Source organism: Paenimyroides baculatum (assembly GCF_008629655.1).
Taxonomy (GTDB): Bacteria; Bacteroidota; Bacteroidia; order Flavobacteriales; family Flavobacteriaceae; genus Flavobacterium; species Flavobacterium baculatum.
The window spans coordinates 70,751-83,839 of record NZ_VWSG01000001.1 but is presented as its reverse complement, the minus strand read 5'-3'; the positions used below and the strand labels follow the sequence as shown (position 1 = coordinate 83,839).

Sequence of the window (13,089 nt, the reverse complement as noted above, 5' to 3'; positions counted from 1 at the left end):
TTATGTCAATTCAAAATACATCCTTATCGGGAAGAAAAAAGCAAGTTTCTAATAAAGAAATGACACTTGGCGAACGTTTGTATATTGGTGCAATTGCAGGCGGTATGGCAACTACTTTTAAGCACTTGTTTAAAAAGAAAGTTACCATTAGTTACCCGGAAGAAACACGTCCGTTCAGTCCGGTTTATCGCGGTCAGCACATGCTAATGCGCGATGAAGAAGGTAGAGAACGTTGTACAGCTTGTGGTTTGTGTGCGCTATCGTGCCCTGCCGAAGCTATTACCATGAAAGCTGGTGAACGTACTGCTGACGAACTGCACTTATACCGCGAAGAAAAATACGCCGAGATATACGAGATTAATATGTTGCGTTGTATTTACTGTGGTTTGTGCGAAGAAGCTTGCCCTAAACAGGCGATTTACCTTACAACCTCTAAAAAAATTGTAAAGGCTGATACTAATCGCGAGCATTTTATTTTTGGTAAAGAACAATTGGTTATGCCTTTAGATCAAGCTATTAACAACACAGCAAAATCAGAATAAAAATGATAGAGATTTTATTTTACATTCTTTCGGCTGTTACTTTAGGAAGCGCGTTTTTAACCATTCTTTCTAAAAACCCTATACACAGTGCCATTTGGTTGGTTATCTGTTTTTTCAGTATTGCAGGTCATTATGCCTTATTAAACTCACAGTTTTTGGCAATGGTTCATATCATTGTATATTCTGGAGCCATTATGATTTTAATGTTGTTCACCATTATGTTAATGAATTTGAACATAAGCGATGAAATTGCAAAACCTATCGTAACAAAAATCGTTGCTACGGTTTGTTTCTGTTTGATCGGTTTCTTTTTGGTAAGTTCATTAGCACAAACGGCTCCGGCATTAGAAACATACACAAATACAGGTGTAGATTTCCAAACCATTCAGGTTTTAGGAAAAGTGTTATTGAACGAATTTGTAGTGCCGTTTGAAATGGCTGCAATTTTATTGTTAATGGCGATGATTGGTGCCGTATTAATTTCTAAAAAAGAGAAAAAAACAGCATAATATGGAACAAGTTTTACAACAAATTGGGATAGACCAATACATTTACCTAGCCATATTACTGTTTTGTATTGGTGCATTTGGTATTTTATATCGCAGAAATGCAATTGTTATGTTCATGTCGATCGAAATTATGCTGAACGCCGCAAACCTGCTTTTAGTTGCTTTTTCTACTTATCACGAAGATGCAAACGGACAGGTATTCGTATTCTTTACAATGGCTGTTGCTGCTGCCGAAGTAGCGATTGGATTGGCAATTTTGGTTGCGATTTATAGAAATATAGGATCGATTGATATTGATAAACTTAAAAAATTAAAAGGATAGCATGAGTACAACTATATTACTACTTACATTGATTTTCCCTTTGGTTGGTACATTAATCAACGGATTTTGGGGCAAACATTTAAGCAAAAAAGTATCGGGTACTATTGCAACAATGGCTATTGCAGCTTCATTTGTAACTTCATGCTTATTTTTCGCTTACATTCAAGGATCGCAAGAACCTGTAAAGATTGTTTTGTTCGAATGGATGAAATTCAATTATTTTTCAATTGATTTCGGATTTTATTTTGATCAGTTAGCCGCTTTATGGCTGCTATTTATTACAGGTATCGGAACATTGATCCATCTGTATTCAACAAGCTATATGAGCCATGACGAGAATTTTTCTAAATTCTTTACTTACCTAAACTTTTTTGTTTTCTTCATGTTGATTTTAGTGACAGGAAGTAACTTGGCAATGATGTTCATTGGTTGGGAAGGTGTTGGTTTATGCTCGTACCTATTGATTGGTTTCTGGTATAAAAACCAAGATTACAACAACGCTGCTAAAAAAGCATTCATAATGAACCGTATTGGTGATTTAGGCTTTTTAGTCGGAATTTTCGTAACAGGCTATTTATTTCACACATTAGACTTTATCGAATTAAAAGAACAAAGTTTCCTTGCACCTACTTTAGGCATTGCAACTATGGCATTCTTTATTGCAGCAACAGGTAAAAGTGCTCAGTTACCGCTTTACACTTGGTTACCAGATGCAATGGCGGGTCCAACACCTGTATCGGCTTTAATCCACGCGGCAACCATGGTAACGGCAGGTATCTTTATGATTACGCGTTTAAACTTTTTGTTCGATTTAACTCCGGATGTTCAACACATCATTGCAATAATCGGGGCAGCAACTGCTTTAATGGCGGCTACGATTGCGTTAGTTCAGAACGATATTAAAAAAGTATTGGCATATTCTACCGTATCGCAATTAGGTTTAATGTTTTTGGCATTAGGTTTGGGTGCTTACGAAGTTGCCGTTTTCCACGTAATTACACACGCATTCTTTAAAGCATGTTTGTTCTTGGGATCGGGATCGGTTATTCACGCAATTGGCGGCGAACAAGATATGCGCCACATGGGCGGATTAAAGAAACACATGAAAATCACGTATGCTACGTTTTTTATAGCAACCATTGCAATTTCAGGATTTCCTCCGTTATCAGGTTTCTTCTCTAAAGACGAAATTTTATTAACTGCATTCCACCATAACATCGTATTATGGGTTGTTGCGAGTTTAGCATCGATATTAACTGCATTCTATATGTTCCGTTTGTTGTTCTTAACCTTCTCTAACAAATTCAGAGGAACCGAAGAGCAGGAGCACCACTTACACGAAAGTCCGTCTGCAATGACAATGCCTTTAATTATTTTAGCAGTATTGGCAGCAGTTGGCGGATTAATCAGTATTCCGGGGAACAGTTGGTTGAACGAATTTTTAAAACCAGTAATTAAAAACAACGCCGCATCGCATCCGCATGTATTAGGCACAACCGAATATATGTTAATGGGCTTGGCTGTTGTTGGTGCATTGGTTGGTTTAATGGTTGCTTACTTTAAGTACATTAAAAACAAACAAGTACCTGTGAACGACAACAATGTTTCGGGCTTGCAGAAATTGTTTGCAAACAAATATTATTTAGACGATATCTATCAGTCTTTAATAGTTCATCCGTTGAATTTCTTTGGATCTTTCTTTAAAAATCAAATCGACGGATTAATCAACGGTATTGTTTTAAGTTTTGGACGCGTTCCGTCTGAACTTTCATATCAGGGTAAAAAAGCACAAAACGGAAACATTGGTCTGTATTTATTTGCCTTTGTAATTGGTGTTTGTGGCTTGTTGTATTATTTATTTATGTGTTACTAAAATTATGGCAATGAATTGTATTATTATTTTACTTATTTATGTTTTGGGAGCTGTTGCTACATTGGCATCAAATTCTAAAAATGCAGCTAAAACAGCTTTAGTAACCAGTTTAATTAACGCCGTAATTGCTTTAATTTTAACAGGCGAATATTTAAACGGTAACGATGTTTCGTTTACCCAACAATGGATTTCGAACCCGAACATCTCTTTATCGTTCGTGGTTGACGGATTAAGCTTAACTATGTTATTGCTTACAACGTTGTTATTGCCGATTATTATTTTGGCATCTTTCAATACGTTATATTCAAAAGCAAACCAGTTGTATTCATTGGTTTTGTTCATGGCATTTGCTATGGCAGGAACGTTTTTGGCGCAAGACGGTTTGGTTTACTATATTTTCTGGGAATTAGCGTTGTTACCTATTTTCTTTATAGGATTATTATGGGGAAGCGACGAATGGAAAATACGCAAACGCGTAATGGTAACGTTTTTCATGTACACTTTCGCAGGATCGTTGTTTATGTTGGCGGCTTTTGCTTACCTATACACATTAACCGGAAGTTTTGCTTGGAGCGATCTTTCAAAAGTAGTGTTATCAACCAAAGAAGCAAACTATATTTTTCTGGCATTTTTTTTGGCATACGGAATTAAAATTCCAGTTTTCCCGTTACACACATGGCAGGCAAACACCTATGAAAAATCTCCAACAATTGGAACGATGTTACTTTCAGGTATCATGCTAAAAATGGGTATCTATTCAATTTTACGCTGGCAAATGCCGATTGCAGGAAATGTGTCTGAAAACATATTAAAAACGGTAATCGTTCTTTGTATTGTCGGAATTATCTATGCTTCGTTAATCGCATTACGATCTAACAACTTAAAACGTTTATTGGCATATTCGTCAATGGCGCACGTTGGTTTGGTTGCCGCAGGTGCTTATGTTGGAAACAGCACAGGTTATCAAGGTTCCATTATTCAAATGGTTGCTCACGGTTTTGTAGTGGTTGGTTTGTTTTATCTTGCCGATATCATTTACAAAAGATACGATACGTACGAAATTAAGGAAATGGGCGGTATTCGTTCACAAGCTCCTAAATTCACAACATTCTTTTTGATCATTATGTTTGCATCAATCGGTTTACCAGGAACTTTCGGATTCATCGGAGAATTTACCTTATTGTTCGCATTATCAGAAAAAGAATTACTGTATGCAGTTTTTGCAGGAACATCAATCATTCTTGGAGCGTATTACATGCTTAAAATGTTTCAGAATGCCGTTTTAGGAAGCACAGAAAACAAGGTTTTTGCCGAAGTAACTACAAAAGAATATTTTGTTTTAGCGGTTATTTGTGTGGTTTTAATTGGTTTGGGAATCTATCCGAAATTACTAACCGATTTATTTATTCAATAGAACATAGAAAAATTAAACTATGAGTACATTAATAGCTTTAGCATCTTTAGCGGTTCTTATATTAGTATTAGAAATTTTTAACCTGCGCAAAACTATTGTACCACTAACCTTGGTTGGTTTATTGGTGGCGTTGGGTTTAAATATATGCGATTTTAATTCGGTTGATTCTTTCTACAACAACATGATTGTGGTAAACAAATCAACGGTTTTATTCAACTCGTTATTTATTGTTTTAACGTTTTTCATTGTTGCTTTGGGGCAGTCGTTCTACAAAGAACAGTACGATAAAATATCTGACTACACTTCTTTAAAAATATTTTTATTGATTGGCGCTTACTGTATGGTTTCTTTCGGAAACTTAGTAATGTTCTTTTTAGGTTTGGAAATTTTATCGATCACCTTATATATTTTAGCAGGAAGCGACAGAACAAACATAAAAAGCAACGAAGCCGGAATGAAGTATTTCTTAATGGGATCTTTCGCTTCAGGATTTATTTTGTTCGGAATTGCCTTGATTTACGGAGCAACAGCTACGTTTGATATGCATCAGATTGTTTTGGCAAGTACACAATTGGCAATGCCTAAATGGTTCACCGTAGGTTTTACGTTGATGTTGGTTGGTTTATTGTTTAAAATAGCAGCATTCCCATTTCATTTCTGGGCTCCCGATGTTTACCAAGGATCGCCATTACTTACAACAACTACTATGAGTACCTTGGCAAAAGTTGCTGCGGTTGCTGCGTTTTACAAATTAAGCGAGGTATTTTTCCCTGCAATGCCAACAAACTTTGTAAACTTAATTGCCTTTTTAATTGTTGCCACATTAATAATTGGTAACGTAATGGCATTAAAACAAAACAACATTAAACGCCTTATGGCATATTCGGGTATTTCTCATGCCGGTTTTATGTTAATGGCAATTTTATTAGGTAAAACAGCAGAACCTTATTTGTTTTATTACATGGCAGCTTACGCAATTTCAGGTATTGCAGCGTTCAGCGTTATTTTATATGTATGTCAGGATAAAAAAGAAGAATTGGTTATTCATTTCCGCGGATTTGCAAAACACAAACCGGTCTTGGCAATTACATTGTCGTTAGCTTTATTGTCAATGGCAGGAATACCAATTTTAGCAGGATTCTTTGGAAAACTATTCTTGTTTACCGAAGCTTTAAAACAAGGTTTCTACATTACGGTTATTACCGCAGTAATTACATCAATCATCAGTATTTACTATTACATAAAAGTAATTATTGTAATGTTCACTTATAAAAATGCCGATACACATACGGTTTATCAAAAGAACTTTATGTATTCGGCGGTTGCAGTTGCAGCCATCATCATTAATCTAATTATCGGATTTTGCCCGTCAATAATAATAGATTTATTTTAATTTTAGTTAATTGATTACTTTACTAAAGGTTGATTTGAAGTCCAAATCAACCTTTTTTTATATCTTTAAACTATGAAATTTCCCGAAAGATATATTACCGAAAACAACAATTCTTTTTCAAGTTATTGGAAACCTACCAACCATAATTTACTACCAAAATTACTTCCGAAAGTTTCTTTAGAAGAAAGCGAGCAACTGATTCCGTTGTATTTTCAGGTTGATGAATTGGGCGATACCGTAGCAAAAGAATATTTTACCAACAAACGGTTTGGCGAAGCTATTGGAATGTTGCATCGCGATTTTTCTATGCATCCTTCAAACAAACAAAATCTTTCTGAAGCTACACAAGAACTTTTCAAACAACTGACCGATATTCCAACTTGGGTAAATTTCGATTTGATTAATCTGGCGGCGACATACTGTAATCGTTGCGGTACATCGGCATTGTCGGTTTTGCGAAACTATTGTTTAATGGGCGGATACGAATCATCGGCAATTAACAAACCGCTAATTTTTACACAAGCATTGCATAAAGGTGCTGTAAAACGTTTGGCTGATACGGTTGATTTCTGGATGAATGTTACAATCGTTAATGGATTAAAACCTCAACAAAAAGGTATTTATTCGATATTAACTACAAGATTAATTCACTCTTATTCGCGCTTACACATTGAAAAATCGACTGCCTGGAAACCGCAACTTTGGGGCAGACCGATTAATTTGTGGGATATGCTGGCAACTAATTTAGGTTTTTCGATCGCTTTTATGGACGGATTATCGAAATTAAAACTTCCGCCGACAAATGAAGAATTTTTAGCCGTTTTACACCTTTGGAAATACGTAGGCTATCTTTTAGGTATTCCGCTGGAATTATTACCCGATACAGGCGAAGAAGCCGCAAAACAGCTTTACTTGTGGAGCAAAACCCAAAAAGGCATTGATCAGGATTCTAAAGATTTGGCTTACGCGTTGTACGAAGAACCCAAAATGGTTTCGTTTACCAATAATTCGTTTATGAAATGGTTTGTGCAAAAAACAAACATTGGTTATAACGAAGTTTTGTTGGGAGCCGAAAGTCGTTCTGCATTGGGACTTCCCTACTCTAAAGGTAAATATTGGATTTTATTGTTGAATAACATTAACCAATACTTCGATAAAAGAGCGAAAAGCAATCCAAAATCATACATAAAAATTGCTTTAAGAGGAAGAAAACAACAGGAAGACGTTTGGGATTTGTATCGAAAAGAGAAAAAACAATAAAAGATGCTTAAAGCATCTTTTATTTATTAAACTTATACGTTAAACCAACTTGGAAAACACTGTTGTAATTTATATCACCAAAATAAAAAAGCCAATAGACATCATCCTCTATTACATCGGCAACACCCACTTTGTATCTTCCTTCAACCGATAAATTTTCGGTAATATCGTATCCTAAACCAAGATTAAGTGATAAATCGGCTCTGTTATTATTGTACCTGCTTTCTGTTAACAGCAAATCTAACGACGGACCTACCTGTAAAAAGAACGATTTTAAGTTAAACTTGTTCATAACGGTTAAACCTAAATAATTCAAAGGAACATCGGCTTTTCCTCCATTTGTTTCAGGAAAATATCGATCGCTTAAAAGAACATCGTTTGCACCTTGCATAGAAAAATTCAGTTCGGGCTGTAACGAATAAAACTTTGTAAATTTAATATTTCCAAATGCACCAACATAAAAACCAGTTTTAGGTGATGCTTCAATATCTTCAATCGTAGAAATATTTAAGCCGCCTCTTAAGCCTGCTTTGAATTCTTTCTGTGCATGGACTGTAGTAAAACCAAATACCATCAACCCTAAAAAAATAATTTTTCGCATGTGTTTTTATTTAAAAGTATATGTTAAACCAACCATAAACGAACGGTTTAAATTAGCTGAATAATCTGAATATATACTTGCGTTAGAATAAATAGGCTCAATAATTCCCTGACGCATGCGAGCTTCAATACCAAAATTTTCGGTAATGTTATATCCCAACCCGAAGTTAAAAGTTAAATCAACTCCGTTGTTATGTGAATACAAAGGCTCATAATAATTACCTCCTACAGTATTATAATTATTGGTTGCTGTATGTTCCGACACTAGAAAATCAATTCCCGGTCCCACATGCATGCTGAATTTATCAAAATTAAACTTGTTGATAAGGTTTAAAGATAAATAGTCTAACGGCACACTGCCCTGTCTTCCTTTAACATATTGGTAGGTATTATCATCATATCTATAAGACTGAATATTATCAACACCTTGGCGTAAATACATCATCTCAAATTGCATATTGTAAATACGCGTTAATTTTAAATTACCGTATAAACCTAAATAAAAATTGCTTCGGTATTCTCCACCCATTCCAGTAACGGTAGAGGCAGAATATCCTGCTTTAACTCCCGGTTTAAAAGAAACCTGCGCATTTGCCGAACCAAAAGCACAAACTGCCAACAGCATTATAACTTTTTTCATAAGTAGTAGTTTAAATGTATGTTAATAAATGTTTATGAGCCGAATATACTATTTTCTTTTGATATTACCATAAAGAAACTTCTTGCACTACATTAAGCAGAATCCACAACTATTTTACGAACTTTACTAAAAATTAGAAAATATGGAACTAGGAATATCGATGTTTGGCGATTTAAGGTTAGATCCGCAAACGCAACAACTCAAGGCACCTCATCAACGATTTACCGAAATGCTGGAACAGGTTAAACTGGCAGACGAAGTTGGTTTAGATGTTTTTGAAATGGGCGAACACCACCGTGCAGACTACAGCGTAACCAATCCGCAATTGTTTTTAAGTGCAGCGGCGGCAGTTACAAAAAACATAAAATTAGGATCGGCAGTAACGGTTTTAAGTTCGAGTGATCCCGTGCGTTTGTTCGAAGATTTCAGTATGTTGGATCAAATATCAAAAGGTAGAGCGCACATTATGGCGGGTCGCGGCAGTTTTATAGAATCGTTTCCGCTTTTTGGTTTTAGTTTGGATAATTACGATGCGTTGTTTGAAGACAAGCTGATGCTTTTATTGGATTTGATTGATAAAAACGGCACAGATATTAACTGGAACGGGCGTTTGACTCAAAGCCTGCAGAATGTAAATCTGTATCCTAAACCATTTCAGGATAAATTACCTGTTTGGATAGCTGTTGGTGGTACACCGGCATCGGTTCTTCGTGCGGCACGATTGGGTTTGCCGATCATGTTTGCCATTATTGGCGGAATGCCGATTAACTTTAAACCTTTGGTTGATTATTATAAAGAGAATTATTTGGCTGCAGGTCATGATATAGCAAAAATACAGTTGGGAATTAATTCGCACACTTTTGTGGGAGCTACCAGCAGCATAAAAGACGAATATTTTCCGTTTTATGCGGCACAGATGGATCATATAGGGAAAGATCGCGGTTGGGCACCTTTTAGCAAAGAGGTATTTTTAAACACAACCCGACCGGAAGGCGCTTATTTTATGAACGAACCAAATGTGGTGGTCGATAAAATTCTGCAACAGCACGAATGGTTTGGTCATACCCGTTTTGTAGGACAGATGGATGTTGGCGACCCAGATCACAATATGCTTATGAAATCTATTGAATTGTTTGGAACTAAAGTAGCTCCGGAAGTTAGAAAGGCTTTGAGATAAAAAAATCGCTGCTAATGAAAAAACATTAGAAGCGATTTTTTTAATACAGCTATTTACTTTGTGGACTAACTACCACAGCAAAGAATTCGTTCGGTAGCGGTGAATTTTATTTATTTTAATCGAAAAACCAATTCAAATATCCATTTATATCTACTTTTATAGAACAAATATATATTAGTAGTAATACTATAAAATATATAAAGAAATTTTTAGAAAACAATAACTTTCTCATTACTATTAAATAGATTAAGCCAATTATTCCTAAGCTAAATAGAACTATTATTCCAAATGAGAAAAAATAATAAGTTATATTATAAAAAAATTTATTCATAGCTTGAGTTGAATCTATATAATAAATCTCTTTAGCTCCATATTTATAAATTGCTGTAGATATAAAAAAGGATATCAAAACAAAACCTATTGTAGGAATCATTATTAAGCTATTCCAGAGTTTTTTTTCTCCCATAAATCAGCTCTTCTTCTTTAATTTTTGTATGGAATTACTCTTTTCGCCAATAAACCCGCTTAATTCATTGAAATTTAATACAGAATAAATCAAACAGATAATAAACAATCCAATTAAAATAAACAATACTTTTAAACTGCTTACGCCCGATGCAAAAAACAGCATAGACAACACAAAACCCGCCAACCACGTAACACCAATTGGCAAGGCAAACAAAGTTCCCATTTTTTCGGCAAAAACGCGTAGTCCAATTGCTTTTAGAAATGTATCCACCAGATAAATAACAATTGCCAACGGAATTATTCCAAAGGCGACAATAAACACCAAAATGCCCGGTTCGGTTTCTAAATATCTTAAAAAATCAACAATCATTCTGTTAGAATTTAACGCCGTTATACACTTTTTCCTGTTCGGTAATCTGTAAAAAATTACGCTTGTTGTAACGCAGCATTCCTGCAAAAATCACATTGGGAAATTCCTGAATGCCGGTATTGTACAAAGCTACCGTTTCGTTAAACAGTTCGCGACGGTCGGCAATGGCATCTTCGATTCCTGAAACTCGGTTCTGCAAATTATTAAACGCTTGGCTTGACTGTAATTCGGGATAATTTTCGCTTACAGCAAAAACCGTTTTCAACGCACCCGCTGTTTCGTTTGCAATAGCAACTTTTTCATCGCTTTGTGTTGCATTCAGAAAATCGGTACGCAGTTTGGTAAGTTTTTCTAAAACCGATTGTTCAAAACCAGTGTGCTGTTTTACAACTTCGATAAGATTCGGTATTTCATCTGCACGCTGTTTCAAAAGCACATCGATATTCGCAAAAGCCTTGTCGGTATTATTGTTTAAAAAAACCAAGCGGTTGTAAATGGCAATTGCGCCGCCCACTAAAGCAACCACAAGAGCTACAACAATTAAAAGTGCCAATAAATTTTCCATAATTTGTTTTATTTAATTTTCAACAGGTTCCGCATAAATAGCTTCGTCGCTATTATCGTTAATTACCTGTTCTTCTTTTTCTGATTTATTATTTTTAAAAATACCAAAATTTTTGTTTAAATACCTGTGTGGACTAACCGAAACACCAGACGATGTTACACGAATATCCGACGAAAGTATAAATGCCGCCCACAATAAAAATGCGATGATGTAAGGACGTGCTTTCGATAAATAATACATTGCCTGATCGTGTTTTTCTACGGCAGTTGTTGGTGTTATCGATAAAATTCGTTTGTTTTCATCGTATACAAAAACGGGTTTGTTATTTTCTATCGAAGCCTTTCCGATCATTAAATACAGTTTATCATCTTCTTCCAAAACGTATTCGGTATATTTTTTACCATTGCTTCGGTACGAGTATTCGCTAAAGTGAAGCAACTGCAATTTATCGGGAATTACTTTTATTCTTCCGGTTTCATCTTCCAAAAAAAATGGATTGTACAAAAAATCGGTATGTATGGTTGATAATTGTTCTTTACCGTCATCGTCGTGACTAATTTCCTGTATCAAATAGTAATATCCGGCACAACGCTTACATTTAACTCGGCTTGTTAAGGCTTCATCAATTATAATTTTTCCCTGAATTTCTGCCAATCCCATTGCAACTGACCGTATTTTTGATGTTGGCAACGATTTTTGCAGCTTCATTAAACTGCTTCCCGATCTTTTTTTACCGATTATTGCTGTTAGAACAATTAATAAAATGGGTCCGAAAAACCCTAAAACGGCGAAAGATCCAAAAAAGCATGCGATAAAAAATAGACTTTTGAGTAATTCCCAAATCCAATTCTTCTTTTTTGCCGGTTTAAGATATTGTGCATTTTTATTGGTAATTCGAGCTAATTCCTGTTGTTTATTTTGATAATTTACGCGTTCCCGAATACCTAAAGCGGGCGCAATAATTATGATGCCCAACAATACCATTGGAAATGTCAACACAAACAAACCGCCGATCCCAATCAACATAAATTGCGGTTGAATAAAATAAAGAACCACCAACAGTAGCGGATACACGGCAAAAAAAAAGTTGCCCAGATTAATTTTGTACAATCCGGTAAATATCATGTAATGAAAAAATGCAACAATAAGTGAAACTACCAGCGCGCAAATCAGTAAGGCGGCATCAACTTCTTGCTGCATAATGCTGTTATACAAATCTTCCATAAAAACTAAACTTGTATTTTATTCCATGCAATAACCTGCACACCGCTTGAATACTGAACTTTTAAAGGAAGTTCGTTCAAATTTAAATCGCCCAAAACATAATCTGTCTGTAATTCGTATAGTGTTAGCTGCTGCAAAGGCCAAGGAATATGATGAATATCGTATCGATACAAATTTTCATTGGCATCAACATACAAGCAATATCGCTCGGTTAAAAAACAATCTAAATCGGTTTTATCAGTTATTTCTGTTCCGATTTCATACTTTGCAGCAAACGAGAAATTCTTCTTTTTAAAAACCGATTGAAAATAATCTTTATTGTTTCGATACATATCGGCATGTTCATAAGGTAAAACCGACAATAATTTTGAAACGGCTACCGAAATGATTTTACTTGCTTCGATGTTTAAAAAATACACGCCCGGAATATCGTCTTTTACAACATAAGTTCGCAGGTTGATCTCATCGAAATTAGAAATTGGTGCAAACGGAGGCAAAAATCGTGGTCGGATTTTTTCCATAGTAAAAGCCACCAACGACACGTAAGATTCGTTATTGAATAGGTCAATTGTTAAACCATCGGGAATTAATTCCTGCAAAATATCGGCATCAACTTTCCAATGAAAAAACAAGGCGCGGTTCCATTCCTGATAAAAACTATAAGGCTGTTTAGGATAATCCCAAGTTCGGTGATCGGTTTGTTTCAGTATTTTTTTGATTGATAATCCCATA

The 13,089-nt window shown here is 35.4% G+C and carries 15 protein-coding genes; 8 read left to right on the top strand and 7 right to left on the bottom strand.

The window, feature by feature from the left end; translation table 11 throughout:
- Window positions 1-2: 2 nt before the first annotated feature.
- The 7 genes from F0460_RS00405 to F0460_RS00375 all read left to right on the top strand — a co-directional run bounded on the left by F0460_RS00405 (window position 3) and on the right by F0460_RS00375 (window position 7,313).
- Window positions 3-542 carry a NuoI/complex I 23 kDa subunit family protein gene (locus tag F0460_RS00405; protein ID WP_150009342.1) on the top strand — a complete coding sequence of 180 codons (540 nt, stop codon included), beginning with the start codon at window positions 3-5 and terminating at the stop codon, window positions 540-542.
- A gap of 2 nt (window positions 543-544) precedes the next feature.
- Window positions 545-1,051 carry an NADH-quinone oxidoreductase subunit J family protein gene (locus F0460_RS00400; RefSeq protein ID WP_150009341.1) on the top strand — a complete coding sequence of 169 codons (507 nt, stop codon included), beginning with the start codon at window positions 545-547 and terminating at the stop codon, window positions 1,049-1,051.
- A 1-nt stretch (window position 1,052) separates the two neighbouring features.
- Window positions 1,053-1,373 (top strand): NADH-quinone oxidoreductase subunit NuoK, encoded by a 321-nt coding sequence (nuoK, locus tag F0460_RS00395; RefSeq protein ID WP_150009340.1) that lies wholly within the window; start codon window positions 1,053-1,055, stop codon window positions 1,371-1,373.
- A gap of 1 nt (window position 1,374) precedes the next feature.
- The gene (nuoL, locus tag F0460_RS00390; protein ID WP_150009339.1) at window positions 1,375-3,246 is read left to right on the top strand and encodes an NADH-quinone oxidoreductase subunit L; all 1,872 of its coding nucleotides are present in this window, start codon (window positions 1,375-1,377) and stop codon (window positions 3,244-3,246) included.
- A gap of 10 nt (window positions 3,247-3,256) precedes the next feature.
- Window positions 3,257-4,660 carry a complex I subunit 4 family protein gene (locus tag F0460_RS00385; RefSeq protein WP_150009338.1) on the top strand — a complete coding sequence of 468 codons (1,404 nt, stop codon included), beginning with the start codon at window positions 3,257-3,259 and terminating at the stop codon, window positions 4,658-4,660.
- 19 nt (window positions 4,661-4,679) lie between these two features.
- Window positions 4,680-6,053 carry an NADH-quinone oxidoreductase subunit N gene (locus tag F0460_RS00380; RefSeq protein WP_150009337.1) on the top strand — a complete coding sequence of 458 codons (1,374 nt, stop codon included), beginning with the start codon at window positions 4,680-4,682 and terminating at the stop codon, window positions 6,051-6,053.
- Window positions 6,054-6,125: 72 nt separating this feature from the next.
- Window positions 6,126-7,313: an oxygenase MpaB family protein gene (locus tag F0460_RS00375; protein ID WP_150009336.1), complete on the top strand. Its 1,188-nt coding sequence runs from the start codon at window positions 6,126-6,128 to the stop codon at window positions 7,311-7,313.
- 19 nt (window positions 7,314-7,332) lie between these two features.
- Here the strand turns inward: F0460_RS00375 and F0460_RS00370 are convergent, their stop codons facing one another.
- The gene (locus F0460_RS00370; RefSeq protein WP_150009335.1) at window positions 7,333-7,914 is read right to left on the bottom strand and encodes a porin family protein; all 582 of its coding nucleotides are present in this window, start codon (window positions 7,912-7,914) and stop codon (window positions 7,333-7,335) included.
- 6 nt (window positions 7,915-7,920) lie between these two features.
- Window positions 7,921-8,553 carry an outer membrane beta-barrel protein gene (locus F0460_RS00365; RefSeq protein WP_150009334.1) on the bottom strand — a complete coding sequence of 211 codons (633 nt, stop codon included), beginning with the start codon at window positions 8,551-8,553 and terminating at the stop codon, window positions 7,921-7,923.
- 142 nt (window positions 8,554-8,695) lie between these two features.
- On the opposite strand from F0460_RS00365, the gene F0460_RS00360 reads away from it, so the two are divergent.
- A complete protein-coding gene (locus tag F0460_RS00360) occupies window positions 8,696-9,730 on the top strand; it encodes an LLM class flavin-dependent oxidoreductase (RefSeq protein WP_150009333.1) in 1,035 nt (344 codons plus the stop codon).
- A gap of 115 nt (window positions 9,731-9,845) precedes the next feature.
- Here F0460_RS00360 and F0460_RS00355 read toward each other — a convergent pair whose 3' ends face one another.
- From F0460_RS00355 to F0460_RS00335, 5 genes are read right to left on the bottom strand one after another with little or no spacing between them, the layout of a single operon-like run.
- Entirely contained in the window at window positions 9,846-10,196 is a 351-nt protein-coding gene (locus tag F0460_RS00355) for a hypothetical protein (protein WP_150009332.1), read from the bottom strand.
- A gap of 3 nt (window positions 10,197-10,199) precedes the next feature.
- Window positions 10,200-10,568: a hypothetical protein gene (locus tag F0460_RS00350; protein ID WP_150009331.1), complete on the bottom strand. Its 369-nt coding sequence runs from the start codon at window positions 10,566-10,568 to the stop codon at window positions 10,200-10,202.
- 4 nt (window positions 10,569-10,572) lie between these two features.
- Window positions 10,573-11,133, bottom strand: a complete 561-nt coding sequence (locus F0460_RS00345) for a LemA family protein (RefSeq protein WP_150009330.1) — start codon at window positions 11,131-11,133, stop codon at window positions 10,573-10,575.
- Between the two features lie 12 nt (window positions 11,134-11,145).
- Window positions 11,146-12,357 carry a hypothetical protein gene (locus F0460_RS00340; protein ID WP_150009329.1) on the bottom strand — a complete coding sequence of 404 codons (1,212 nt, stop codon included), beginning with the start codon at window positions 12,355-12,357 and terminating at the stop codon, window positions 11,146-11,148.
- A gap of 5 nt (window positions 12,358-12,362) precedes the next feature.
- Window positions 12,363-13,088 carry a YqjF family protein gene (locus F0460_RS00335; RefSeq protein WP_150009328.1) on the bottom strand — a complete coding sequence of 242 codons (726 nt, stop codon included), beginning with the start codon at window positions 13,086-13,088 and terminating at the stop codon, window positions 12,363-12,365.
- Between the last annotated feature and the right edge of the window lies 1 nt (window position 13,089).